The organism is Rossellomorea sp. H136 (assembly GCF_056838065.1).
In genome coordinates this window covers 774,307-798,964 of record NZ_CM166371.1, presented here as the reverse complement: position 1 = coordinate 798,964, position 24,658 = coordinate 774,307, and the positions used below count along the sequence as shown (strand labels likewise).

Annotated in this window: 25 protein-coding genes; 7 read left to right on the top strand and 18 right to left on the bottom strand. The window is 40.2% G+C overall.

Annotated features, from left to right (window positions below):
- Positions 1-49 precede the first annotated feature (49 nt).
- A complete protein-coding gene (locus ACYH0O_RS04030; protein ID WP_482631253.1) occupies positions 50-1,672 on the bottom strand; it encodes an ABC transporter permease subunit in 1,623 nt (540 codons plus the stop codon).
- Entirely contained in the window at positions 1,665-2,417 is a 753-nt protein-coding gene (locus ACYH0O_RS04025) for an ABC transporter ATP-binding protein (RefSeq protein WP_482631252.1), read from the bottom strand. The genes ACYH0O_RS04030 and ACYH0O_RS04025 overlap by 8 nt, the downstream gene beginning before the upstream one ends.
- 220 nt (positions 2,418-2,637) lie before the next feature.
- Between ACYH0O_RS04025 and ACYH0O_RS04020 the strand changes: the two genes are divergently transcribed.
- From ACYH0O_RS04020 to ACYH0O_RS04010, 3 genes are all read left to right on the top strand, one after another.
- Positions 2,638-3,399: a DeoR/GlpR family DNA-binding transcription regulator gene (locus tag ACYH0O_RS04020; protein ID WP_482631251.1), complete on the top strand. Its 762-nt coding sequence runs from the start codon at positions 2,638-2,640 to the stop codon at positions 3,397-3,399.
- 151 nt (positions 3,400-3,550) lie between these two features.
- Positions 3,551-4,048, top strand: coding sequence for a DinB family protein (locus tag ACYH0O_RS04015; protein ID WP_482631250.1), 498 nt, complete (start codon positions 3,551-3,553; stop codon positions 4,046-4,048).
- Between the two features lie 171 nt (positions 4,049-4,219).
- Positions 4,220-5,536 (top strand): MFS transporter, encoded by a 1,317-nt coding sequence (locus ACYH0O_RS04010; protein ID WP_482631249.1) that lies wholly within the window; start codon positions 4,220-4,222, stop codon positions 5,534-5,536.
- A 239-nt stretch (positions 5,537-5,775) separates the two neighbouring features.
- Here the strand turns inward: ACYH0O_RS04010 and ACYH0O_RS04005 are convergent, their stop codons facing one another.
- The 5 genes from ACYH0O_RS04005 to ACYH0O_RS03985 all read right to left on the bottom strand — a co-directional run bounded on the left by ACYH0O_RS04005 (position 5,776) and on the right by ACYH0O_RS03985 (position 9,592).
- Positions 5,776-6,669 carry an EamA family transporter gene (locus ACYH0O_RS04005; RefSeq protein WP_482631248.1) on the bottom strand — a complete coding sequence of 298 codons (894 nt, stop codon included), beginning with the start codon at positions 6,667-6,669 and terminating at the stop codon, positions 5,776-5,778.
- Between the two features lie 81 nt (positions 6,670-6,750).
- Entirely contained in the window at positions 6,751-7,455 is a 705-nt protein-coding gene (locus ACYH0O_RS04000) for an AraC family transcriptional regulator (RefSeq protein ID WP_482631247.1), read from the bottom strand.
- A gap of 516 nt (positions 7,456-7,971) precedes the next feature.
- The gene (locus ACYH0O_RS03995) at positions 7,972-8,583 is read right to left on the bottom strand and encodes an FMN-binding negative transcriptional regulator (protein WP_482631246.1); all 612 of its coding nucleotides are present in this window, start codon (positions 8,581-8,583) and stop codon (positions 7,972-7,974) included.
- 22 nt (positions 8,584-8,605) lie between these two features.
- Positions 8,606-9,124, bottom strand: coding sequence for a spermidine/spermine N(1)-acetyltransferase (paiA, locus tag ACYH0O_RS03990; RefSeq protein WP_482631245.1), 519 nt, complete (start codon positions 9,122-9,124; stop codon positions 8,606-8,608).
- Between the two features lie 15 nt (positions 9,125-9,139).
- A complete protein-coding gene (locus ACYH0O_RS03985; RefSeq protein ID WP_482631244.1) occupies positions 9,140-9,592 on the bottom strand; it encodes a MarR family winged helix-turn-helix transcriptional regulator in 453 nt (150 codons plus the stop codon).
- 147 nt (positions 9,593-9,739) lie between these two features.
- Between ACYH0O_RS03985 and ACYH0O_RS03980 the strand changes: the two genes are divergently transcribed.
- Positions 9,740-10,573 (top strand): YitT family protein, encoded by an 834-nt coding sequence (locus ACYH0O_RS03980; RefSeq protein ID WP_482631243.1) that lies wholly within the window; start codon positions 9,740-9,742, stop codon positions 10,571-10,573.
- Positions 10,574-10,996: 423 nt separating this feature from the next.
- On the opposite strand, the gene ACYH0O_RS03975 is transcribed toward ACYH0O_RS03980, so the two are convergent.
- Both ACYH0O_RS03975 and ACYH0O_RS03970 read right to left on the bottom strand, forming a co-directional pair.
- Positions 10,997-11,416 (bottom strand): universal stress protein, encoded by a 420-nt coding sequence (locus ACYH0O_RS03975; protein WP_482631242.1) that lies wholly within the window; start codon positions 11,414-11,416, stop codon positions 10,997-10,999.
- A gap of 11 nt (positions 11,417-11,427) precedes the next feature.
- Complete coding sequence (locus ACYH0O_RS03970) at positions 11,428-12,876, bottom strand: SulP family inorganic anion transporter (RefSeq protein ID WP_482631241.1); 1,449 nt, start codon at positions 12,874-12,876, stop codon at positions 11,428-11,430.
- 149 nt (positions 12,877-13,025) lie between these two features.
- Here ACYH0O_RS03970 and ACYH0O_RS03965 point away from each other — a divergent pair, with 149 nt between their 5' ends.
- From ACYH0O_RS03965 to ACYH0O_RS03955, 3 genes are all read left to right on the top strand, one after another.
- Positions 13,026-13,352 (top strand): ArsR/SmtB family transcription factor, encoded by a 327-nt coding sequence (locus tag ACYH0O_RS03965; RefSeq protein WP_482631240.1) that lies wholly within the window; start codon positions 13,026-13,028, stop codon positions 13,350-13,352.
- A 252-nt stretch (positions 13,353-13,604) separates the two neighbouring features.
- On the top strand, positions 13,605-14,120 hold the full coding sequence (locus tag ACYH0O_RS03960; RefSeq protein ID WP_482631239.1) for an SRPBCC domain-containing protein: 516 nt from the start codon (positions 13,605-13,607) through the stop codon (positions 14,118-14,120).
- Positions 14,121-14,213: 93 nt separating this feature from the next.
- Entirely contained in the window at positions 14,214-14,594 is a 381-nt protein-coding gene (locus ACYH0O_RS03955) for a VOC family protein (RefSeq protein WP_482631238.1), read from the top strand.
- Positions 14,595-14,778: 184 nt separating this feature from the next.
- Here ACYH0O_RS03955 and ACYH0O_RS03950 read toward each other — a convergent pair whose 3' ends face one another.
- The 9 genes from ACYH0O_RS03950 to ACYH0O_RS03910 all read right to left on the bottom strand — a co-directional run bounded on the left by ACYH0O_RS03950 (position 14,779) and on the right by ACYH0O_RS03910 (position 24,527).
- Entirely contained in the window at positions 14,779-15,867 is a 1,089-nt protein-coding gene (locus ACYH0O_RS03950) for a Ger(x)C family spore germination protein (protein WP_482631237.1), read from the bottom strand.
- A complete protein-coding gene (locus tag ACYH0O_RS03945; protein WP_482631236.1) occupies positions 15,864-16,988 on the bottom strand; it encodes a GerAB/ArcD/ProY family transporter in 1,125 nt (374 codons plus the stop codon). Before ACYH0O_RS03945 ends, ACYH0O_RS03950 begins: the two co-directional genes overlap by 4 nt.
- 22 nt (positions 16,989-17,010) lie before the next feature.
- On the bottom strand, positions 17,011-18,303 hold the full coding sequence (locus ACYH0O_RS03940) for a spore germination protein (RefSeq protein ID WP_482631235.1): 1,293 nt from the start codon (positions 18,301-18,303) through the stop codon (positions 17,011-17,013).
- Between the two features lie 229 nt (positions 18,304-18,532).
- Positions 18,533-19,690, bottom strand: a complete 1,158-nt coding sequence (locus ACYH0O_RS03935; protein ID WP_482631234.1) for a Ger(x)C family spore germination protein — start codon at positions 19,688-19,690, stop codon at positions 18,533-18,535.
- Complete coding sequence (locus ACYH0O_RS03930; RefSeq protein ID WP_482631233.1) at positions 19,687-20,778, bottom strand: GerAB/ArcD/ProY family transporter; 1,092 nt, start codon at positions 20,776-20,778, stop codon at positions 19,687-19,689. The genes ACYH0O_RS03935 and ACYH0O_RS03930 overlap by 4 nt, the downstream gene beginning before the upstream one ends.
- Positions 20,779-20,813: 35 nt before the next feature.
- Entirely contained in the window at positions 20,814-22,325 is a 1,512-nt protein-coding gene (locus ACYH0O_RS03925; protein ID WP_482632491.1) for a spore germination protein, read from the bottom strand.
- Positions 22,326-22,906: 581 nt separating this feature from the next.
- Positions 22,907-23,341 carry a RidA family protein gene (locus ACYH0O_RS03920; protein WP_482631232.1) on the bottom strand — a complete coding sequence of 145 codons (435 nt, stop codon included), beginning with the start codon at positions 23,339-23,341 and terminating at the stop codon, positions 22,907-22,909.
- A gap of 20 nt (positions 23,342-23,361) precedes the next feature.
- Complete coding sequence (locus ACYH0O_RS03915; RefSeq protein WP_482631231.1) at positions 23,362-23,901, bottom strand: DinB family protein; 540 nt, start codon at positions 23,899-23,901, stop codon at positions 23,362-23,364.
- Positions 23,902-24,134: 233 nt separating this feature from the next.
- Positions 24,135-24,527: a YciI family protein gene (locus ACYH0O_RS03910; RefSeq protein ID WP_482631230.1), complete on the bottom strand. Its 393-nt coding sequence runs from the start codon at positions 24,525-24,527 to the stop codon at positions 24,135-24,137.
- Positions 24,528-24,658 lie beyond the last annotated feature (131 nt).

The window sequence follows — 24,658 nt, the reverse complement described above, 5'->3', positions numbered from 1 at the left end:
TGATTTTTTATTTTCAAGGCTTGCGACCGGTATGATGTGCCGCTACCTTTCAAAACGTTTGAAGTGATGCTCGTTTTTGAAAAAAGCCAAACAATAACTTGACGATCAGATTGGTCCCGAAAATCAGCAGGGACAGGACAAAGATCTCGTTAAATTTCGCAAAGTGCTGAAGCTGCTGGATTTTACTCGAGACCAATGACGTTTCGGCCGTAATCAGAAAGATAATTCCACTGATGGTGACCATCGAATTGATGAAATAGTAGCTCGCCATCTCAAGAATGGTCGTGGCCGAGTTCGGAATGATGACCCGGCGCACGGTTTTGAACCAGCTGTCCCCGAGAAGCTCCCCCGTCGTCTCCCAGCCTGGATTCATCTTCGACAGAGAATGCTTCGCCATTAAATACGGGGTCGTGAAAAAGTGAATCAAATTACAGAAGATCAATATCAGAAATGTGCCTTTAAAGCCCGTCCCATTGAATAGAAGCAGATACGACAGCCCCAGCACCATCCCGGGAACCGTATTCGTCACCATGGCAATCCCGTCCATGACGGACTTCCCTTTCACGGCTGTCCTCCCATTGATCAGTGCAGCTCCATAGGCGACTATGGTTCCGAAGATCGCGGCCAGTACTGAAACATAAAGGGAATTCTTATAGACCCCCGTTAAATCATTGGAGCTGAACGTGTCGATGATATGCTCCCAGGTAAATGTATTATTGAATGGATACTGCTTCAGGAACGGAGCAATGAACATAATGGCAAACGTCGCGACCATAGCTGATAAAATTAGAAAGGCTAGTGATCCAAGTACTGTGTCCCTCCATGGGTTTCGCATCAGCTCCGTGTCCGTCACCCTGTCATAATGAAAATTCAATTTCTCCAAATTACGAAGAAGCAAAATCCCCAGGACAGCCGGAAGCAGCATTAGCACGGCGATCACGGCCCCTTGGTTGAAGTCCGGGATCGAACCGAGCATCACCTGATACAAGAGGGTCGCAACAACCGTATACGTTCCGCCGATGGAGGCGGGAATCCCGAAGTCTGTAAAGCTCAGAATGAACGAAAGGACAAAGGCCCCTCCGAGCGTCCCCCACAGCGGGCGGATAATCGAATTCATAAAGCTTCGAAGCGTGTTGTCCCCCATCAGCTTCGAGACGATGATGAACTTCTTGTCAATGTACTGAAACGAATTATGAATGACGAGAAACGCAGGCGGCAATGTGTAGATGACATAACCGATGAGCAGCCCGTTAAAGCCATACATATCAAAGAGCGGTGAGCCAAACAGCTTCGAAAACAGCCCCTGATTTCCAAAGGAGTACATAATGGCAAACCCGTATGTAATGGTCGGAAGCAGCATGGGCAGGAGTATGCCCGTTTTCAGCACTCCCTTGAAGGCTGGATGAATTCTCGTTGCATTGATCGAGTAGGCCATCACAAAGGCCAGGATCGTTGTGATCAATGCGGTTACGGCCGATACTTTAAAGCTGTTCCCGATCGCGGTTAAAATGTCCTCATTCGATAAGGCAACGAGATACGTAGAAATCGTAAACCCCTGATCACTTTCAAGTGACTTCATCAGTAAGAACATGAGAGGCAGGACCAAAAAGATCAGAAACAGTCCTAACGCCGCGTAAAAGATGATCCTCATTTCCGGCTTCACTTTAATCATGACTATCACCGAACAGGGCATAAATATTGTTTCGCTTAATTTGCAATTGTCTCAATATAAACTCCCGGACGAACTCATCTTGAGGCTGTTGGATAATGTCCTTAGGCGTTCCATACTGGGCGACCTTTCCTTCATTAATAATGAGAATTTTATCGGAAAGTGTCAGTGCCTCCTCGGGATCATGGGTGACGAGGATCGTCGTGAGTTTCAATTCTTTCGCGATCGACTTGATCCGATCCTTGATGGACTCCTTGATCACCCCATCCAGTGCACTGAGCGGTTCATCGAGTAACAGCACTTTCGGCCTGGTCACCAATGTCCGTGCAATGGCCACTCTCTGTTTCTGACCGCCTGACAACTCGCCGATCCGTTTTTCTAAATGGGGCTCAAGCTCCAGGAAGTCTATGTAGTCCTGCAATTCTGCCTCTGAGATTTTCATTTTCTGATTTTTAAGGCCATACACGATATTTTGATAGGCGTTCAAATTTGGAAATAACGCATAATCCTGAAAAACGATGTTGAATCCGCGCTTTTTCATCGAGACGTGTGAAACGTCCTTCCCGTTGAATAAGATTTTTCCATCATCCATGTTGGTCAGTCCCAGGATGATGTTGAGCAGCGTCGTTTTCCCACTTCCGCTCGGACCCAGAAGCGAAACGATTTCCCCTTGGTTAATATCAATCGTGATATCCTCTAACACGACTTTTTTATCGAATTGTTTGCGAACTCCATGTAATGTAAGCAAACGCGTCACCTCCTCAATCACAACCTCAGTATAAAAATTCACTGTAAATAGACGTCACGTTTTGTGTAAACATTATGTAAAAGTTGCGCATATCTTTCATAACTTTTAATTAACTTTTGCATACATTAACAGAGATGTTTTCATATTTTTACAGTTTCATGATTGAAAGTTTTCGGCAATACCCTTACACTACAAGTAACAATTCAGAATGGGTGAGGTTATGTTTCCACTGGAAAGACGTCAAAGAATCATGGACTTATTGAAAGAAAAGAAGGTACTAAAACACTCAGAACTTACGGAAGAGTTAGGCATATCCATTGATACACTTAGGAGAGACTTAAACATTCTTTCTGAAAATAGAGAGATCGAGAAGATTTATGGAGGGATCAAATTAGTCGAAGCTGACACAGGGGAATCCGCGATGGCTGATCGAATGGTCAGCCACCTGGAGGAAAAGGAAAGCATCGCGCGGCTATGCAATGAACAGATTCGAGAGGGAGATTGCATATACATCGACAGCGGCTCCACGACCTACCAATTGGCGAAAGCCATCAAGAACAGAAAAAACCTGACCGTCGTGACCAATTCACTGCCTGTCATCACGGAGCTCATCAACAGCGAAGTCGAACTCATCATTATCGGCGGAAAAATCAGAAGACACGAAAGCTCCGTCGTCGCCTATGATTATATTTTTAATTTCGATGAGTTAAACATTGTCAAAGCCTTTATTTGCGCGAGTGGAATCACGACCGAGCGAGGCATATCGGATTATAACCTTGAAGAAGCCGTCACGAGGAAGAAAATCATCGAGCTTTCGAAAGAAGTCTATGTGGCAGCGGACCACACCAAATTCGGCAAAGAGGTCACCGTCCGGATCGCCCCACTTGAAAAGATCGATTATATTGTCACGGATCAGCACGTTAGTCCTCATTGGATTGAGGAGTTTAACAGTTGTAATACGAAACTGCTCGTTTCAGAGTAATCTAGTTTTTAGTGTGAAAAACCGCGAATGGCTCAGCCGTCGCGGTTTGTTTGGGTGTATTCAATTGTCGAAAAACTTCAGTCCTTAAAAGAGGCGTCATGATCATTCAACATGCTACAATGATGTTGATTACATTAAGGGAGGAATTGCCATGTTCACAACAGTAAGTAGTTTCGTACAAGAATGGAAACAAGAAGCGGCCGTAACCCAAAAGGTGCTGGATGCCCTGACGGATGAGTCTTTAAAGCAAGAAGTTGCACCTGATCTGTACAGCATTGGAAGTGTCGCCTGGCACGTCACGGGAGCCACTTATTACTTCCCTGCTCAGTTCGGAATTACCTTTGAGGTTCCGGATCTTCGGAAAGAAGCACCAACATCTGCCTCAGAAATCAGCGAAACGTATAAAACCGTAAGCTCACGTCTTTCAGAAGCCGTTTCTGAACAAGTTTCCGATGAGAAAATGAACGAAATGGTGAATCTATTTGGGATGGATATGCCAGTACAGGCCGTATTCCGCCTGCTTATTCAGCACCAGGCCCATCACCGTGGACAGTTGACGGTCCTTATGAGACAGGCTGGTTTGAAGGTACCTGGAGTTTATGGTCCGAGTAAGGAAGAATCGGAAGCGATGAATGCTCAGAAGAGTTAATGAGAGTGATAAACAGCCGGCGGGAGCCGGTTGTTTTTTTCTTCCTAATATACCTGCAATGGTATATACTAAGAGTAGACTCCTATAATTTCTTTAGGAGAATAAGAGATTGATAAACGAATCATCTATCAATTTGAATAACCTCTCACTAATGAATAGGGTGGATAACAGATGAAAAAGAGTTCTAGTTTTACAAATAATGAAGAAGCCATTACAAGATGTAGGGACTCTTCCGAACACCAACAGGCTCTATATAAACGTACGTTGATGATCATTATGATCGCTCAAATCTTTGGAGGCGCAGGGCTTGCTGCCGGTATAACGGTAGGTGCGCTTCTCGCTCAGGATATGCTGGGGGCGGACAGCTTTTCCGGCATGCCGGTTGCCCTGTTCACTCTCGGTTCAGCCGGGGCTGCCCTCTTTGTTGGACGGCTGTCCCAGCGGTATGGTAGACGAATTGGTCTTTCTGCCGGTTTCTTTATCGGAGGGATCGGTGCAATGGGGACCGTCGCTGCGGCTGTATCCAATTCGATCATCCTTCTTTTCTTATCTCTCCTGATCTATGGAGCAGGTACTGCCACTAACTTGCAGACGCGCTATGCAGGCACAGACTTGGCAAAACCTTCACAAAGAGCCACTGCTGTCAGTTTTGCCATGGTTTCGACCACATTCGGTGCAGTCGCCGGTCCCAACTTGGTTGATGTGATGGGCAGTTTCGCCGAATCAATCGGTATTCCAGCTCTGGGCGGACCATTCATTCTGGCATTTGCTGCATACACCCTTGCCGGGATTGTCATCTTTATCTTTATGCGCCCAGACCCATATATGGTGGCGAGAGCTCTTTCGACACCACTGAAAACAAAGGATGGCGGCTTTGCCACCGAAGTAATCACTTCGTCCGAAAGAAACAAACGGGGCATTTTCCTAGGGGCGACAGTAATGATCTTGACTCAAATCGTCATGGTCGCCGTCATGACCATGACTCCTGTCCACATGGGCCATCATGGACATGGGCTATCGGCCATCGGTCTAATTATCGGCATTCACATCGGTGCGATGTACCTTCCTTCACTTGTTACCGGGGTCCTTGTTGATAAAGTCGGGCGGATGCCCATGGTTCTTGCATCTGCCCTTACGCTTCTTGCTTCCGGAATCCTGGCAGCGATGGCACCAACCGATTCAATCCTGATTCTTGCCATTGCACTCGGACTTCTTGGGCTTGGCTGGAACTTCGGATTGATCAGCGGCACAGCCATTCTTGTCGACTCGACAGATCCTTTTACCCGGGCAAAAACCCAAGGAACGGTGGACGTCTTCGTAGCCTTATCCGGTGCTGCCGGCGGTGTGCTATCAGGAGTCATCGTTGCTTTCTCAAGTTATCCGGCCCTTTCGATAGGTGGGGGAATTATTTCACTTGTCCTTATTCCAGCAATGATTTGGTTTCTTGTGGTTTCCAAACAAACTGGCAGAAACAAAGGAGTTTCATAATTAAAGAAACTCTGTAAGGAAATGAATTTCAAACATCCCCTTAAATAAATGGCCAGACCCCTGATACACTACCACTTTAGCGTACCGGGAGTCTGGCCCCTTTTTCCTGTGAACAAGGATGTGGCAGAATAGCTGTAACACCCGTTTACTTTTCATGATCACTAAGAGTGACATGACCCACCTTAACTACTAACCATCTTCCACCCTCCAATTACACCATATCTTCTAACGATCTTTCGTTATTTACTTACAAACAAATCAGCATCTATACTCCCCTCTTCCGACTTCAGAATCAACATCCCAATCCCTATTAACAATAAACCGATACCTACCCAAGATGTGAGAGCTAAGTGTTCACCGATCAGGAATACGCCCAACAATGCAGCCGTCAGGGGTTCTCCTAATGAAAGGGTAACGGCCGTGGAAGAAGGAAGGTGAATAAGACCTATTGCAAATAGAAAATAAGCAAATCCAGTTGCGACAATCCCAAGATGGAGGCTTACGGCGAAACCATTCCCCTCCGTGATCCACGAAATGTCATAGAGGAATAACAATGGTGATAAGATGATGGCACTGATGGAAAATACGACTGCCACGATCACGATGGGAGAATGTCTCCCAACTAATTTCCCACTGACAAAGGTGTAACTTGCAAAGGATAATCCTGCCCCCAAAGCCATCACGATTCCATATGGATCTACATTCATGGCCTCTTTATTGACAAAAATCATTAAGCATCCAATCACAGATAGGATCGTAGAGTACCACCATACCCTCCCAGGATTTTTTTTCAAAAAAACCCATTCAATCATACCCGATAAAATAGGCGCACTGCCAATCGCGATCACGGTTCCAATGGCCACTCCCGTCATGGTGACGGCTGAGAAAAAGAGGGGTTGATAACAGGCCATGCAAAGGGCAGCCAGGAACGTTTCCTTGATGGGCCAATGTCTAAGGTTCAACTTCCCCAGTAACAGAACGATCATGAATAAAGGAATACCACCCAGAGCTAAACGCACAGCCCCAATCACGACCGGGTGCGCAGCCTCTGGAGCGAGTGCCTGAGCGGTTCCGGTGGTACCCCATAATATGGCGGCAAGTAAAACCAAAAAGGGAGCCAACTTTTCTTGCATACGATTCACCCCAATAAAAAGAACTTACCCTCATTGTAGAAGAAAGCGTATCGTTTCTCTTTACCGGGTTTAAGCGACCTTTTATCCATTTTTAATCATTCTGTACGTCTGGGGAGTGGTTCCTTCCCACTTCACAAACCATCTGGTAAAGGATGATGAGTTTTCAAAGCCTATTTCTTCGCTTATAGCCGATATACTCCAGGAGGTCGTCATCAACAATTGCTTCGCTTCCTGCAGCCGTAATTCCGTGATATACATCTTGGGGCTTTTACCTGTTTTCCGTTTAAACCATGCGGAATAATAAACAGGATGATAATGTTCGATAGCAGCTAAAGTATCCAGGCTCAAGGACTCCTTATAATGATGATGAATATACTCAATTGAAGCAAAAGGAGTTGATTTTAATTTATGTGTCACATATCGGGTTAAATCCTTTAGAGCATCCGAAGATCCTCTCTTATTCTCGGCCTCTTCTAACAGTAAAAAACGAATCGAAGCCCACGATTCATCCAACCGGACATACATGCTTTCCGTATCTCCCGGTAAAAAATGCTCAGGAATATCCAGGGTGAGGAATTCATTCCGATCAGTTGAACGAAAATCATGACTATACAGAGGCGGAAGATAAAAGCAATAATCTGAAGTGAGGTTGATTTCCTGCATCTTCGTCTTGATGTCTAAGGAACCCTGCAACGGAAACAAAAATTGACCAAAATCATGTTGATGAGATTGAATGTCTCTAGAATACGATCGTTTATCGCAAACCACCTGATTACTTCTATCCACCTTAACCCTCCCTTTCTTCTATCCTCACCCTTCTATAATGTATGAGAGAGGTTATTTTATATATAATCACAAATATTCGTTCTGTCTGCTGGCAAGATGAATCGTTACACTCAACCAACTCTGCTTTACCTCTGAATGAAGGTTTCCATCTATCTCCTTCCATTCATTCCTTTCATTTTCTCCGATTCGAATGATTCCTCTTCTACTGATTCACTGATTTGCCAGCGTACCTGGGGTCTGGCCCCTTTTTTCCTAAACCATTACATCTCAAAGCCCGACTTCCTTAAAATAAATAAGGACGTAACCAAGATAACCGGAACCGAAATGAATAAGTATAAAATACCTCTAGGCATCAACATGTTAAAAAAGTAGAAAAATAAAGTTACCCAAACGCCCGTGATCATCAGACCAAATATTTTTTTCATAGATGTATAGAAGCCCCCTATCAATCTTCCAGGAAAATTTTTCACATTCTCAAATCTACTATACGCAGGTTTATGCACTAACCGTAAACCATCACTTCTTAAGATTTGCCTTCATTAATGAGGCAATCTGCTGCTCATCTGTATTGGGAATTTGTTGAAGATGATTGATAATCCGCTCTTGTCGCTGTAATGAATGGTTTTGACTTAACTTCGCTTTTCCTTCGATCTGATTGATTTTGATTTTGAACCCTTGAACTCCCTTGCTCATACCAGCGAGAAACTTAGGGTCTACATCCTGTATTCGGTATGAACTGTCTGGAGCTTCATATTTCGATACCATCACATGTAAGGAACCGATCAGCTCATTTTCGTCCTTTATAAGCTCGACTTCTCCATACACATAAACGGACACGTAGTTCCATGTTGGGACTGCTTTATTCGTTTCGTACCAGGATGGGGAGATATAACAATGAGGACCATGGAAAACAGCCAGGACGGTTTGATTTTCAATTTCTTTCCACTGAGGGTTCGGCCGGGCAAAGTGGCCATATAAGTACGTATTCTCCTTGTTTAATAGCAGCGGTAAATGTGTGGCAACCGGCCTTCCATTGTATTGAGAAAAAAGAGTCGCAAAACTGTGTTCGTTTATGATCCCGTAAGTCACCGTTTCATCTGTGACTTTAAAGTCCTTTGGAATATACATAATGATCCACCTTTCAGAAATGTTATAGGAGTGTTTTGGTCATAATCAAATCCGTTTGCTCTTCATCCCCCATATAAAAAGAGTGGGCTCCCGTTTGAACAAACCCCATTTTCTTATAAAAGGCGATGGCGTTTTCATTCTTTTCCCATACGCCAAGCCAGATTTTCTTTAGGTGATGTTCCCTGGCCATTTCAATCGACTTATGCAGCAGATGTTTTCCAAGTCCATGTTTTTGAAAAGTGTTCTTTATATAAATCCTTTCAATTTCAAGTGATTCATCCCCCATTTCTTCAGACTGTGCCTCATCGGTATTCACTTTTAAATAACCGGCGACTTCATGATGAACGTACACAAAAAAGAAATGTGAAGAAAGATTGGATAATTCCTTTTCTACTTGTTTTAAGTTAAAAGCCTTATCCAAATAGTTCTCCATATTTTCCGGTGTATTCTGATGCTTAAAGGTCTCATTAAATGTGTCATAACTAATTTCTTGAAGGGTGCGTGCATCTTCAAGGGTACATTTTTTCAACATGATCGTCATATGCGGCTCCTCTCCTCAATACTGTCTCTTATTTCCCTTTTTGACATATTCCCAGTCTTTTTCGACATTTGCCCTTACTCTTTGAAGAAGGTGGAAAATCGTTTCCACTTCACTATCGGAAAACCCCTCTAATGCCATGAGATCGGAATGATCATTTTCCCTTTTTATTAAAGGATAGACCGACTCCCCTTTCTCTATTGGAAAAAGCTTTTTAATTTTTTTGTTCTGATTGTCTTCTTTCTTTTCAATAAAACCATTGATTTCAAGTTTTTTTATCGCACGAGCTGCTGTTGTCCGGTCGACTTTTATCATCTCAGCTACCTTTTCTTGAATGATCCCCGGGTTTTCACATATGCGCACAAGGTACAAATACTGCCCTTTTGTCAGGTCATATTCCTTAAATTCTATATTACTGATCGAATCCAGCGCCCTTGCAATCATCCCAATTTCACGAAGAATTCCTTTCATAATGAACTCCTTATTTTTAGTAAATAATATAGTTAAAATCTACCTTAATTTTATTGCATTTGCAACAAAAAAATAAAAAACAGTGCTTCCTCATGCAGTTGCCCTGTGCTATAGTATCCTAGTATTCAAATAGAACGGAGTGATGAAATGAATACGACTGTGAAAGAAATTACGTTAATTATTATAGGGTCCCTTTTCTTTGCCCTTGGGGTTAACTTATTTGCAATCCCGAACGAGCTTGGGGAGGGCGGCGTTACGGGTATTTCCATGACCCTTTATTATGTATTAGGATGGTCACCGGGTATCTCGAACTTTGTGATGAACGGAATCCTCTTAGCAATCGGTTATAAAGTGCTAAATAAACGAGTGACATGGTATACCATGCTTGCGATCTTCTTTAGCTCCCTCTTTATCCATTTGACAGAAGGCATGGGCCATTCCGTCGACATCATGCTTGGGACGGTCTTTGCCGGTGTATTCATCGGTCTTGGGCTTGGGATTGTGTTGCGTTCAGGGGGGACCACTGGAGGATCAACCATCATTGCCCGCATGCTTAACCAGCATTTCGGCTGGGCTGTCAGTACCTCGATGTTCGTGTTCGATATTATTGTCGTTCTTGGTTCATCGTTTGTCATCGGGGTAGAGAATACGATGTACACGGGAATATCCATCTATATCAGTACGAAGATCCTGGATTACTTGATTGATGGTTTTGATACAAGAAAGGCTGTCACGATCATTTCCGAGCATACCGCCGCCATCGCAGAAAAAGTGAGTGACGAAATGGACCGGGGGGTTACCGTCATTAATGCAAAAGGTCACTATTCGAAAGAGTCAAAGGATATCTTGTATGTGGTGATCAATAAGCAGGAACTGTTCCTCTTAAAGAAGATGATCCAGCAAATTGATGAGAAAGCCTTTGTCGTTGTTCATGACGTGAGAGATGTGTTTGGGGAAGGATTTACGTTTCCTAAAACTTAAGAAATAGTGTCTGGCCCGTGGTGGTTGCCGCGGGTCAGTTTTACTTGGCCAGACACAGCCAGGGACTTGTACTCCTACACTCAAATTTTATTTAAAATAGCTCATTTTTGTTTCAAATCGTATGAAACTTCTCTATATTCATGTCAAAAGGATCGTCATGAGGATTTTTCAAAGGACTACACCCCCGATTATCGCCTCCTCACCCCTTTTATGAACCGTTTTTCACTCTTTATGAACCACTTTTCAGATATATGAACCGGTTTAAGGAATTTATGATCCGGAATTCTGATATATGAACCGTTTGTCGAAAATTGTAACTTCATCGCACATAGGGAACCAGAGAGACAGGTCCACCGGCTCCCTCGGACATGGGAACTATCCCTGTGGAATCTGTTCCACCAATACCGATGCAGCCTCTTTTGCTTATTTCACGATTAAAACAGGGCAATTCGCACGTTTGGCTACCTTATGACTGACACTTCCCAACACGAACTCTTGAAGGCCATTTAACCCTCTGCTGCCAATAATTGCGATATCAAATTGGTTCTTATTAATATAATCAACAATAATCGGACCAGGTTCTCCATGCAAAATTGTCAGCTTATACGTTACTCCAGCTTCTTTTGCGATGTTCTCAACCGTTTTCAAACGCTCTACTCGGGAATCTCCCAATTCACTTGAATTCCAATTTTTCAATACATCTGATTTTGCCCTGTCATGATCAACGACGTATACAACATCTACTGTAGAACCTTGACTGCATTTGGCTATGTGGATGGCATTTTCAGCAGCACGTTTTGAATGCTCGGAACCATCCGATGCCAACAGGATTTTTTTATACATACTTTCCCCCCTTAATGTGAGCCTAGTTTATTCGCAAGCTTATTAACTAATTCTGTACTATCTTCGTTTAACCCTTTTACATTAACGGTTATTTTATTTTCTTCAAACTTGTACACAATTTTGTCAATGGCGGCTACTGCGGAGTCATCCCAAATGTGAGCCCTGGCGAGATCTAATTCAACACGATCTATCACTTCTGTATAATCGAATTTTGTCAATAAATCTGTAACTGATGCAAAGAAAAGTTCTCCATTTATTCGGTATACCCTTTTCGTTCCTTTTAATTCACTCTCAACACTGATTTGAGATATTTTAGAAACAAAGAAGATTGCGCTTAGCAGAATTCCTGTAAAAACCCCGATAGCTAGATTATGGGTCAGGATAACAGTTAATACGGTGATAACCATCACAGCAGCATCACTTCGTGGGACTAAATGAAGGGTTCTTAATGAGTTCCAATCAAATGTGCTAATGGAAACCATGATCATGACACCTGCTAAAGCTGCCATCGGAATTTGGACCACAATTTCCCCAAGCACCACGATTAAAAACATCAAAAATACACCAGCAACGAAAGAGGATAATCTACCTCTTCCACCAGACTTCACATTGATGACCGATTGACCAATCATCGCACACCCTGCCATTCCTCCAAAAAAACCTGTAACGATATTCGCAATTCCTTGTCCTGTACTTTCTTGGTTTTTATTACTGGCTGTGGCCGTCATATCATCAACAATTGTAGCTGTTAATAATGACTCAAGTAATCCGACTACAGCTAAAGCCAAGGAATAAGGAATTATTATCATCAAGGTTTCTAAAGATAAGGGAATGTTAGGGACGAAGAAGTCTGGTAATGATTGAGTGATTTCCCCCATATCCCCTACCCGACGAACCCCGACATTCATATAGATGGCTAAAGCAGTTATAGCCACTATCGCCACCAAAGTAGAAGGAACAGCCCTTGTTAAATACGGAAAGATGTAAATGATGACAAGCGTCAATCCCACCAACAAATAAATCATCCATCCTTCACCTTCAAAATGTTGTAACTGAGAAGTGAAGATTAATATGGCTAATGCATTTACGAAACCAACCATGACAGACCTAGGGATGAATTTCATATACCTGGCTAATTTAAATAGACCAAAAAGGATTTGTATAATACCCGTTAATATTGTAGCAGCCAATAAATATTGAATTCCATGCTCTGCAATCAAATCAATGAATAACAAAGCCATGGCTCCCGTTGCAGCCGAAATCATACCTGGTCTTCCACCTACAAATGCGATTGTTATGGCCATTGTGAACGAAGCATACAGTCCAACCATTGGATCCACGCCAGCGATAATAGAAAAGGCGATCGCTTCCGGAATTAAAGCCAGTGCAACCACTAATCCCGATAAAATATCGCCTTTTATATTACCGAACCATGATTCTCTATACGTTACGTTTTCCATCGATATCTCTCCTTTCTCATAATGTGTCCTTTGAGAACGTAAATAAAAGGCATTAATGAAGGATGGATTGTTTTCCCTCTATTCTTATGCCTTACATATTTAGTAAATATTCCTTGACACGTATATTCCTTTAAAGGTATATTATAAACATGAAAACAATATTGAATGCTCTCGCCGAGCCAAACCGGCTGAAAATTGTTGAACTTCTGCGTGACGGACCTCTTACAGTAGGGGAAATCACCGACAAACTTAGAATGAACCAACCACAAGTGTCAAAACATCTCAGAGTACTTAGTGAATCAGGGCTCGTCGAAGTACAGCCAATCGCCAATCGACGCTATTACAAGCTAAGACCCCAGCCATTTAGAGAGTTAGATTCTTGGGTTGAGTCCTATAAACATATTTGGAACGAACGATTTGATCACTTGGACGAATACCTGCAGAAAATACAAAGAAAGGAAGTGGATGATAAATAACATCAAGTAGGTAGTCATTCTACAATGTTGTTAAAAACGATATTGGAGGAATGAGGTCATGGCAAACCTTCTCACTCTGTAGAAGATCGGAAACTCATCAAGAATGACCAAACTAAAAAAGGAAATAAGGCATCTTTGAAGAATAGTACAATTCAGATACTGGTTTTTTACGGGATGATTGCAGGTTCCTCTGTTTTTTTATCATAAAAAACGGAATATCGTTTCATTCAAAAAATATTGGGAGGAATGGAAATGTCTAATAACACTATGATTTCTAGGGTGGAGAATAATCGAGTACTTGTACTGGAACGAATATTCGATGCGCCGCGCGACCTCGTGTTCAATATGTTTAAAGACCCCGAGCATCTCAAACACTGGTGGGGACCAAAAGGCTGGGAGCTTCCTGTATGCAACGTGGATTTCCGGTCGGGCGGTGTTTGGCATTACTGCATGAAGTGCGTTGATCAAAACCAAGGTGAATTTTACGGTATGGAATCTTGGGGGAAAGGGGTTTATAAGGAGATCATCGAACCGGAAAAGATCATCTACGTCGATTCGTTTTCCGATCCCGAAGGCAATACGAATGATACTATGCCATCGACTGATATTACACTAGAATTCATCGATTTGGACGGTAAGACCAAGCTGATCAACCGCGCTGTATATGCGTCAGCAGATGCCCTCAAGACCGTTATGGACATGGGAATGATGCAAGGAATCACCGAAACTTGGGACCGCCTAGAAGAAGTTCTTCAGAAGTTGAAATAAGAATATCACAGGCACGGAGACAAACCTGTACCAATAGTAATGGTTAGAGCATGGAGTTCGGTAATTACTTATTCCAAGGGAGTGGAAGAATCAATGATTAGTAAAGTCGGTCAAATTATGTTGTATGTAAATAACCAAGATGAGGCATTAAACTTCTGGACAGAAAAAGTGGGGTTTAGCCTAATTTCCGATGAAGATAACGGTCAAGGAATGAGATGGATTGAAATGGCTCCAACAAAGGACACAGAAACAAGTATCATTCTGCACAATAAGGAATTCGTCGCTAAAATGTCACCTGGATTAAATCTTGGTACACCATCGTTAATGTTTTTCTCGGAAAACTTTGATGAATTATATACCGATTTATCCAATAAAAATATCAAAGTCGGTGAAATTGTAAATATGCCTTCTGGTAGGGTATTTAACTTTGCCGATAATGAAGAAAATTACTTTGCAGTCATGGAAAAAAGTTAACCAGATTAAACAAACGGAGCTTTTCAGAAATTGAGCTGCCCCCAAATGTTCGACACATCTAACATTTGGGGTGCAGTGTTTTAAAATGGATACCACCCCTTGTTCACAAGAAACGCTCTTCTTCTTAGTTCTTTTCCTCAAATAAAGTCAGCATTTCCCTACCGACAACGCCCATTTTTTGATGCTACCCCTTGTTAATTACTTCCATTTCCTCTTGCTGGTAAGTTCCATAATCTTTTATATTTAAATCAATTTTTAATTTAATGTTATATTGGGGCCAAGCTTCCTTCCACTCATTTCCATGATAAGTTTGTGAAAATGCCCTTTTTGTAAATAACCCTAATTGCAGTGGGTCTATATTTTGGTCTTGAAAAGATTTTAATAAACCTAATGTTTGTTTATGAATTTCATTTGTAATTTCCTTCTTTAACTTTTTTTGTTCTTTTACGTTAGATAAATCCCTTTCTCCCTGGTTCTCGCTAATAATCCCGTTAAGTACAACTTTCAAATCAACTGTTTTATTTGATTCATTCATTATAATTTTCAGCTTATTATGGACGATTCCGATACTGACTTGCAATTTTTCAAGTGGAATAACATCTTGATATTGTTTATTATCTAAAAGTATTTCAAATAAACTTGATTCTAATAAAGTTAATTTTTGCACTATTTTATGGTTTTTCATGAGAGCAACCCCATTATAGTGCAGATCTTCTCCTTCCATCGAATAATAGGGTATATATGGATCAGCAAACTCCGAATTAACTGCTTTCAAATATTGGTGCATGTTCGTTACAGTCATGATTCCCCCCTTTTCATTATGTTTCATTTCTTTGAAAAGAAAGTAATCCGTTAACTCATTTTGATAAAGAAGGTTTATAAAATCACCTTTAACGATCCCTAAAAAAAGTCGATCGGAGATAGCGGGATCCATATAAAGAACATTTATAATTTCTCTAATTCCTTCATCTTTGGCTAGGTCTTCATTAAAAAAGACTAATCTTAATTGACCTTCCTTCACATCCCGAAAGTATTGATAATTTAATTTTTTTTTGACATCTTTTAACAGAGTCTCTTCTGTGGATAAAACCACTCTTCTTTCATCCTTTACTGGAGGTACCATCGTTGACACTTGATACTTTTCATTCTCACCTTTTTCAAAGTAGTACAAAATAGAGGGTGCAATGTCTTCTACTATATTGTTAGGATTATCAGCACAAGATGTCAAAAAAACACTTAGTATGCAAATGATAATACACGATAATTTTCTCATGATTTTTTCATCCTTTTTATGATAAAAAATCCCAGTGGAAGAAGTAAATATGCAATGGCTGTAATATAGATATAGCATGAAATCCATACTCTCTCCTGGAAACTTTCCACCCAATAGTTACTTTGAACAAAAAGTATGATACAACCAATAAATACGAGAAAGGAAAAAAAAGTAATATTGTTTTCCTTGAACCTTAATGAATACTGCAGCCCTTTATATAGATAAAAATTCACAAGTGATAATGAGAATATCAATGGAAATGAAAAGAAAGGAATAATAAACATTTCAAGACGGTCAATGAAAGGAGTGTGAATGTACCTTGCCATGGTTACGAGAGGATACTCTACCTTATTCAAATAATCAGAACCGTAAAATAGAACGGCTAGTATAAATAACAGTGAATATTCTATAAAGGTAACAGTGTTCCCAATGGTTAAATATTTATATATCTTTCCATCATCCTTTATCCGATTTTTCATAAACAAAAGGAGCTCTGGACCTGAAAACGCAGATAACACATATAGGATACTATGGAAATCTTTATCGGCATTAAAATCACCGATTAACGGAAATAATTCTCTGAATGATACATTAGGTGAAAAGAAAAATTGAATATAAGCAAAGATGATCCAACCTGAAAAAAGAAAGGCAAAAAAAGCAAACTTGGTTATTTGATGAACACCTTTTGATGTTAAATATGCAATAACAGCTAATAACACAATCAATATTACGTATTGCCTTTGTTCGGGTAATAGATAAATTTGAATGATCTTTGTATACCCTATTATTATCACTGAAAATTTGATAAGCAACATTGGTATACCGATAAGAACGAGTGGGTAAAGGATGGGTTTGGGGAGCAAGGATTTAAGCTTTATGGATTCCGAATGATTACTAGTGTTTATCCATTTACTTATCAAATACATGTTTATCTGTGAAATGATAAACGCCAAGATGATAATCCAGTAATGATCCCCACGTACTAATTGAGTTGGTAATAATAACACTGTGTACCCTACTTGGAGACGGTTTACGACAAAAACCAAAATCCAGCCCTTAATAGGAGGAGATGCAGTCTTTGTATGGTTTAAAGGTTTAAAAAAGTATTGATATTTCATCATTAACCCTCTCCAAAATCTTTTCTTAAGAATCTGCTATCAAGTACGGTTTATTCATTGAATAAATTGAGTTCAAATGGATAATCAAAAAACAAAAACCGATTATTACTCCATATAAGCCAAATTGAAATGATAATAATAGAAATAATAACCGTAAAATTTTTGATGAAACACCCATTAAATAATTGGGAGTAACAAATGAAGAGACTGCTGTTATCCCTATTATTACCACAAGTACATTACTTGCAATCCCCGCTTGGATGGCTGCATCCCCAATGATGATACCTCCAACTACTCCGAGTGTGTTTCCTGTCTTCGCAGGCATTCTTTTACTTGCTTCCTTTAAAATCTCTAAAGTAAGAAGCATAAGTACCGACTCCCAAAAAGGAGTAAAAGGGACATCGGATCTGCTCTCAATAATGATAAATAATAGTTCAAGCGGAAGGGCTTCATATTCATGAGTGGTAACTGCAACATATAAAGGCACAAGCATGATAGACAATATATAGCCAGTCAATCTAAGAATTCGAATTAGAAATGCGGTTCGAGCATTATATATATAGTCTTCTGTGGATTCAAAGAAATCTAAAAAAGAAACAGGACCAATAAGAGCAAACGGGTTTTGGTCAATGATTATAACAATCTTTCCTGAAGTAAGGGCAAGACTGACTAAGTCTGGTCTGTCTGAAACCTGGTATTGCGGAAAACTACTAAAAGGTGAGTTTTCTAGTCTACGACCCAAAAATGCAGAATTGATCATCAATTTTTCATCTACGTTCTTAATTTTCTCTTTCATAAACTCAATCTCATCTTTATTGACTAATCCTTCAATTTGCAATAGTGCTATTTTGCTTTTTGATATTTTCCCCACTTCAAATATCTCTGATTTCAATTCGGCTGTGGGTAGATATCTTCTAACAAGAGTAAGATTAAGTTCAAGTTGTTCTGTAAAACTTTCTAAAGATGTATAAAGGGAAAATTCTTGATCAGACGATTCAATGCTTCGCCCTATGTCTGAGGGGAGACTAATCGATAAAAAGAATGGTTCATTTTTTTTACTGACAATAATATTCCCTCTCAAAATTTTTTCTTGTGCTTTTTCTGATGAGGAATCTTTTTCGATATTGGTGACGGGAAACTTAACGACTTGATTTAAATTTTCTTCAAGCAAGTGTTCTATTACGTAATTATTTACGTCTTCTTTTTTAACCAAAGATGATATAAAAAATATTTTATACTCATTTATTTCAAGGAAGGAAAAATCACTTAATCCCTTAAACTTTTCCTTTATAAAAATCTCTAGGTTATCTTGGAACATGGATGTTTTCCCTCTCCTGCCTCTGGAATTTACCACATTTCCGATAACATTGAAAATGTGGTGTGCCCAATAATTATTATGGATGTTCCATAACTTTTTATTCGGTATATTAAATGCCGACAAAAGTCTTGAAGAGTTGATGACAGAACAGAATGAAGAGAGCAGTGCAAAACAAACCATACTTTAAAGTGTAAGCTCAACTTGATTCTAAATACGAAATGCATTTTCATTATTCACTTATATTCATATTCAACGTAGATATTTGGACATCTACTTGATAATCGATGTTTGCTTGACTGAAAGTATTGTCCCAATCATCTTTATGGCTTTTCCAATAGTCTGGGTGATGAATTCTCACGTAATCACGAAATCCTATGACGTCTACTTTCAAGTCCTGTTGGATTTTCTCTAAACTATTTTTTATTTGTTCTTTGATTTTTTCTTGTATTTTTCTTTCTAAATCCTTTATATTCTCTTTCTTTGTGAGTTCATCTGTTTCTGTGATCAATTCAGATATGTCCCCGCTTACTTTTGTATCAACTTGAAAGGACATTCGTCCATTCTCTAGTAGAGGTTTAACCTTACGCTTGACGGTTTCCAGCTCATACGTAATCGGTTTGTTGCTGCCTTCTTCCCTTACCTTTACGATTCCTCCATCTGTTAAAGCTGTTAACCAATTCATTCCTACCAATTCTTCTTCATTTAAGAACCCGATTTGAGTGAGAGTATCTCCTTTAATCACAGCTGCGCCTGTAAGGATGATTTCATTATTTCTCTTCTCTATATTTTGTAACAAAAAACTAGATTTCGCCTCCATCGTTGCGTTGATTTTTGAAAAAGTCATGGGTTCGATTAACTTATTCGATTTTTCAATATGATCTGAAATCTCTTTTATATGCACCGAAGGAATTTCATTCGTTTCCGTGCTCATGATGTCCTTAGACATTCCATCTGTAACCATGATTAAGCAACTCATTCTGGCTTCGGGGTCACGAATGAAGAAATCTAATAATTCTCTAATATTTCTTTTTTGGGCTACTTTACTGCTTAATACAACCAGTCTTTGATGTTGCCCGTTTAAAGTGTTTTTTCGTTTAAGTAAGACTTCCCGTGCGGTCTCAAGTAATGATTCACCTGTTTCATTCACATTGACAAAAGGCTTTGCATCACCTGAATACGTGTTAGAAGATTGATTGCCGGACACATTCACGAGTTGAAAGGTCACATTAATTAAATCCTCCTCTGAATACTCATGACTATTACTCTCACCCTCATCTATCCCAACGCCCAATAGAAGGTCCAATTTTTCAATATCCTTAGAACTCCAGCATCCTGTTAACATGAGAACAGTGAGTAAGAAGATGAAAAGATACGTAAGATGCTTCAATTGAATTTCCTCCTTAAGAAAGAGACTGCTAGTAAAATGATTGGCAGTACACCAAATAAAAGGATTGCAGCATTTCCGAGCATATCTCCTAATGCGAATAATTGGTATATATCATTCGGAACCATTGAGATAATCAATACAATGGGAAGAAAAACAAGCAGAAATATCTTTATATCCTTGTTAAACAATTGTGAAATACCAAGAGAGGCAACGTAAAGCGTGATGGAAATTGTAGCGAATATTTGTAAAATCCATACGATCAAAAACAACGAGTCAAAGCGTTCAAAAAATATGCCTGGAAATTCAAACGAATTGATGAGAGAAATAGTTGGCCAAGTCAGATTGCTTACCCCATCTATTGTTAACGCACATATGACAATAATGACTGTAATCAGGTAAAAAATCGTCGGTAGTAATACTCCAATAAAGACAATCTTTTTCCCTTTCTTGGGTTCAGTTAAATAGGCCGATAAAATAATCATTAACTCAATTCCAATGTATGAGAGAGAGGTTGTTTTAACACCCTTTAACACAGGGAGGATTCCTTCTCCCATAACAGGGCGTAAATGATTGATTTCAAATAAACCCAAACTCATTGTGGCAATTAAGATGAAAACGATGACGGTTAAGGGAAAAATAACTTGGAAAACACGTGCAATGGAATTAATTCCATCCGTATTTAAATAAAAGGCAAGCCAAAGAAACAATACAATTAATACTTGAATGGGAGTCCCCTCGAGCAAATAGGTTTCAATTACTTCTGCCATTACCCTGACTTCAAAACTGGTGAGGGTGATGAAATAAATACTCATTGTTACCCCAAGGATGACACTGAGTATTCTCCCGACAATTTCTCTACTATACTGAAAAAAAGTTTTTTGAGGATATCTGTTATTAAGGGTTAAAATGACCATCCCTGCTATGATGGGAAAAATACTGCTGATAATAATGGTTATCCAGATATCAGGCGTCCCTACTTCAGCAGCAGCTGATCTTGGCAACGTTAATATTCCGACTCCAAGAATATAGTTAATGATGAGGATTATAGCTTGAGTAGGACTAATTCGTTCCTTTTGATTCAAGTTCATTCATTACAAGTCCTTTCAATAAGTGAAGTCCATGACTAGCCTTTTCTCATTTTGTCGCCAGGCTTCAGAATTTCGGGTCTCTTTTTCATTGATTGGATCGGCAGCCTGATTAAAAAGTCTTTCCAATCGCTGACTTGGTACGGTACTGCTGGACCGAGGAAAGGAATTCCAAAGCTTTTCAAACGGACAAGGTGAATACAGAAAAAAAGGAAAAAGACGATTACACCGTAGAGTCCCAGAGTAGCACCTAAAAACATGGCTATAAATCTTAATATTCGTAATGAAATACTTAAAGTATATTGTGGGAGTGAAAAGGAAGAGATGGCCGTTATGGCCACAACAATGACTGTAACCGGACTAACAATACCTGCTTGCACCGCAGCTTCTCCAATCACAAGCCCCCCGACGATCCCAATGGTTTGACCGATAGGTTTTGGTAAACGCAACCCTGCCTCCCTTAATATTTCGATAGAAACTTCCATTAACAGAGCCTCAATGAGAACTGGAAATGGGACTCCCTCACGAGAACCGATAATGGAAATGGCAAGATTCGTTGGAATTAAACCTTGATGAAATGAGACAAAGGAAATATATAAAGCCGGAGTGAAGACTGATATGAAAGCAGCCGTATATCGTAATAACCGAATCAAAGAGCCAGGAATCCATCGATCATAATAGTCTTCTGGTGATTGCAGATACATATTGATAGTTACTGGAGCAATCAAGACAAAGGGGGTACCATCCAGTAATATGCCGACTCTCCCCTCTGCCAATGCAGCGATCACTCGATCAGGTCGTTCCGTGCTTTGAATTTGCGGGAAAAGTGAGAAAGTACTCTCTTCAATTAACCCTTCAATATATCCAGATTCTGGAACATTATCGATGTGAATAGATTCAATCTTTTCCTTAACGTTCTGTATGATTGTTTCATTGGCAATTCCCTCTATATAGGCGATGACTAGTTCCTTTTTAAACCGTTCTCCAACCTGAAGGCTAATGAACCTTAGATCCTTGTTTACACCAGCTTTTCTTAGAAGTGCTTGATTCTCATTTATATTTTCATTAAAACCATTTCTAGGACCTCTCACCACCTGCTCGGTTACAGGTTCTTCAATACTCCGATCTTTTGATTCACTTGTTTTTAAAATGATTGCCATATTAGATTTCTCATGAAGCAATGCTGTTTCCCCTCTTAAAATATGGGAGGTGATTATACTAATGTCCGATTCCTCATGGCATTCACTCACAGGAAGCATTTCTTTGAGGGAATAAGGGATCCTCTCGTCATTTATAGCGTTGAACATAAGAGGGTCTAAGATATTATTATTAATAATGGTTGTATCCACTAACCCTCTCGTGAAAATGATCGAAGCCCTTGAATCATTAATGAAAAATTCTCGTGTTATGATATCATTATTTTCCCCCAGCATTTCATTGATCATCGATATATTATTAGATAAATCGCTTGAAATCATAAGGGGTGATTCCTTCTGTTTTGGTGAGTCAGGTTGATTCAATGCACCAATAAGTAAGGTCTTTATTTTCATGATGATAATGGGTACGATCAACGTTAGTAGCGCGTAGATGTATACGTTGAAATCGGGAAGGAATCCAATGACCTTATGAAGAAAATCCACTAAACAAACCTCCTAAATAAGCTTGCTCACATTTAGTTTCTCTTTAAAACTAAGGATTTATTCCAAAGATACACGATCCGTTGTTTTCGACTGGTGCCACGGCATATTACGGTTATAATAAATACTGATTTCATCCTTAACCAGAAATAATACAATGGTAGTCTGGTAATGGATAAAGTGAAATACTGATGAAATCTATTCTGTTCGAAATATTTTGCGAGAAAAGTAGAATCTTAATTTATGAAGAGGGAATTTATCACAACAAGGAAGTTAAAAGGAATTTGGGATAAAAATAAAAAACTCCCCCGATTTATTTCGGAGGATAATCATGAAAATTATTTTTTAAAATAGATAAGCCCATTATAGACTCTTCTTTCCTATTAATTTCCGGAAATGTTTCCTGTCGTTGACATCAATACACCATACTGAAATGATCAAATCCGTTTGTGTAATTGGCTGGGTGGCCTGGAGCTGTCCCATAATGGAACATTTCAATCGACTTCCTGCTCCTTACCATTTGTACGTTTTTCTACTGCCGCAATCGCTTCGATTTCCACCAATTGATGTGTGTATCCCAGTACAGTCACTCCTGATAACGTACTCGGCACGTCATGATCCCCAAACTCTTTTCTTATCGCCTCCCAAGCTGTTACTAAATCAGACTGATGTTGAGATGCTACTAGGACCCGGGTATATACGACGTCTTTCAAGGAGGCACCACTCTCTTTCAGTACTTCCTTCATATTCTCCAAACACAGTTTGGCTTGAAGTTCGTAATCATTGATATGAGGAACTTCCCCTTCTTTGTTAAGAGGACAAGCTCCGGCCAAAAATAGGAGATCCATGTCCGAAGGTACTCTTGCAGCATATGCATAATCAACATCAGCTAAATGTGTTGATCGAATCAATGATATATTTTTGTTCATGTTGTTCCCTCCAATTATGTTTAAGACGGCTTCGTAATGTTCAATACCCCTAAATATTCTTTCCAAGGTCCCACATCTTCCATATAACGATTGGAAAATACCCTTACAATTTGAGATAAATGGGTTAAATCATGGACAACCCAAGTGGAGATCAATTCACGGGCACTGACCTTGCCGAAAGCAGGATGCATACCTGTCGCATCAAGGGAGTACCGGTGATTAGTCACTAACTCCTTCAACTCATTCACATTCGTTGCTCTGAGCGAAGCAAACACCAATATCTTCTCTTCAAGACTTTTGGAAGTGCCCTCTTCTAAATGTGAAAAACGATCAAAAACAGGAAACACCGTACTTTCCCCCTCTTGAAAGATCATCTTCAATCTCGGTATCCAATTGTGTTTCTCTCCTTCGATTAAATGCTCTACAACTTGAATGGCATTCCAGGTCCCTTCCCCTTCATCACACTCCAACCATCCTTTCGACAATCCGGCAAGAAAACATTCAAGGGTCTTCGGGGTTCTCTCCAAGACCTCGATTCCTTCATCTAATTCAAAGTTCATAAGCTTTCCCCCTAGAAATGGATTTCATGAGCGCAAAGGTGACAGGTCCCCCTACTCATATAGGCTTGAGTATAAATCGCTTCCATCCGTTCCCTCCACACGAATCGTTTAACATCATGTCCTCCGGGAGGAATATCACATTATTCACCGTTAATTTGAAATGTAGTTTCAACCCAGTGATGTACTTATCAGCTGGCATATCTTACGTTTTTACCATTGTGGTAATATCTCAATTACCGTTCCGTTATTGAAAACTCGCTGTTCTTGAAGTAGTGAACCGGCCGGACCTCAAGTCTCCAGTCCAACTCCTCGCCTTCATCCACTTGTACCGTCGGATGAAGGGACGCTACCCGGACTGCGTCTTCCATATCCTCTGCTTCGATCATGAACACACTCCCGATTCTCTCTTTACTTTCATCAGGAGTCCCATCTGTAACTCTTACTTTACCACCGACCCTGCTTAGATGTTTCACATCCAGATCAACACCCGCATCCATCATCATTTGACCACTTTTGTAAAATTTGTTTAAATGAGGCTCACACTTCCCCATGATGGCGTCAATTTCCTCCTTTGGCCTTGCCTCCATCTTGTCAGGGCTGAAGTAACCCACACATAGAAATTTCATTTTACCGACTCCATTTCCTATTAATCTCATAAGTAAAGTTCGACGCAGGGGGACGAATCCCTTGTTGCGTTCATGAAAGAACACAAAAGAGACGGTTCATTTGCTACTGAAGCATATGAACCGCCCCATCA

Coding starts and splice junctions, on each gene's coding strand:
- ACYH0O_RS03940 (WP_482631235.1), bottom strand. CDS start 18,303: ATGTTCCAAGATAACCTAGAGATTTTTATAAAGGAAAAGTTTAAGGGA.
- ACYH0O_RS03945 (WP_482631236.1), bottom strand. CDS start 16,988: ATGATGAAATATCAATACTTTTTTAAACCTTTAAACCATACAAAGACT.
- ACYH0O_RS03980 (WP_482631243.1), top strand. CDS start 9,740: ATGAATACGACTGTGAAAGAAATTACGTTAATTATTATAGGGTCCCTT.
- ACYH0O_RS03915 (WP_482631231.1), bottom strand. CDS start 23,901: ATGAACTTTGAATTAGATGAAGGAATCGAGGTCTTGGAGAGAACCCCG.
- ACYH0O_RS03910 (WP_482631230.1), bottom strand. CDS start 24,527: ATGAAATTTCTATGTGTGGGTTACTTCAGCCCTGACAAGATGGAGGCA.
- ACYH0O_RS04010 (WP_482631249.1), top strand. CDS start 4,220: ATGAAAAAGAGTTCTAGTTTTACAAATAATGAAGAAGCCATTACAAGA.
- ACYH0O_RS03930 (WP_482631233.1), bottom strand. CDS start 20,778: ATGAACTTGAATCAAAAGGAACGAATTAGTCCTACTCAAGCTATAATC.
- ACYH0O_RS03950 (WP_482631237.1), bottom strand. CDS start 15,867: ATGAGAAAATTATCGTGTATTATCATTTGCATACTAAGTGTTTTTTTG.
- ACYH0O_RS03960 (WP_482631239.1), top strand. CDS start 13,605: ATGTCTAATAACACTATGATTTCTAGGGTGGAGAATAATCGAGTACTT.
- ACYH0O_RS03985 (WP_482631244.1), bottom strand. CDS start 9,592: ATGAAAGGAATTCTTCGTGAAATTGGGATGATTGCAAGGGCGCTGGAT.
- ACYH0O_RS03965 (WP_482631240.1), top strand. CDS start 13,026: ATGAAAACAATATTGAATGCTCTCGCCGAGCCAAACCGGCTGAAAATT.
- ACYH0O_RS03920 (WP_482631232.1), bottom strand. CDS start 23,341: ATGAACAAAAATATATCATTGATTCGATCAACACATTTAGCTGATGTT.
- ACYH0O_RS03995 (WP_482631246.1), bottom strand. CDS start 8,583: ATGTATATTCCAAAGGACTTTAAAGTCACAGATGAAACGGTGACTTAC.
- paiA (WP_482631245.1), bottom strand. CDS start 9,124: ATGACGATCATGTTGAAAAAATGTACCCTTGAAGATGCACGCACCCTT.
- ACYH0O_RS04005 (WP_482631248.1), bottom strand. CDS start 6,669: ATGCAAGAAAAGTTGGCTCCCTTTTTGGTTTTACTTGCCGCCATATTA.
- ACYH0O_RS03955 (WP_482631238.1), top strand. CDS start 14,214: ATGATTAGTAAAGTCGGTCAAATTATGTTGTATGTAAATAACCAAGAT.
- ACYH0O_RS04015 (WP_482631250.1), top strand. CDS start 3,551: ATGTTCACAACAGTAAGTAGTTTCGTACAAGAATGGAAACAAGAAGCG.
- ACYH0O_RS03970 (WP_482631241.1), bottom strand. CDS start 12,876: ATGGAAAACGTAACGTATAGAGAATCATGGTTCGGTAATATAAAAGGC.
- ACYH0O_RS03925 (WP_482632491.1), bottom strand. CDS start 22,325: ATGAAAATAAAGACCTTACTTATTGGTGCATTGAATCAACCTGACTCA.
- ACYH0O_RS03975 (WP_482631242.1), bottom strand. CDS start 11,416: ATGTATAAAAAAATCCTGTTGGCATCGGATGGTTCCGAGCATTCAAAA.
- ACYH0O_RS04020 (WP_482631251.1), top strand. CDS start 2,638: ATGTTTCCACTGGAAAGACGTCAAAGAATCATGGACTTATTGAAAGAA.
- ACYH0O_RS04030 (WP_482631253.1), bottom strand. CDS start 1,672: ATGATTAAAGTGAAGCCGGAAATGAGGATCATCTTTTACGCGGCGTTA.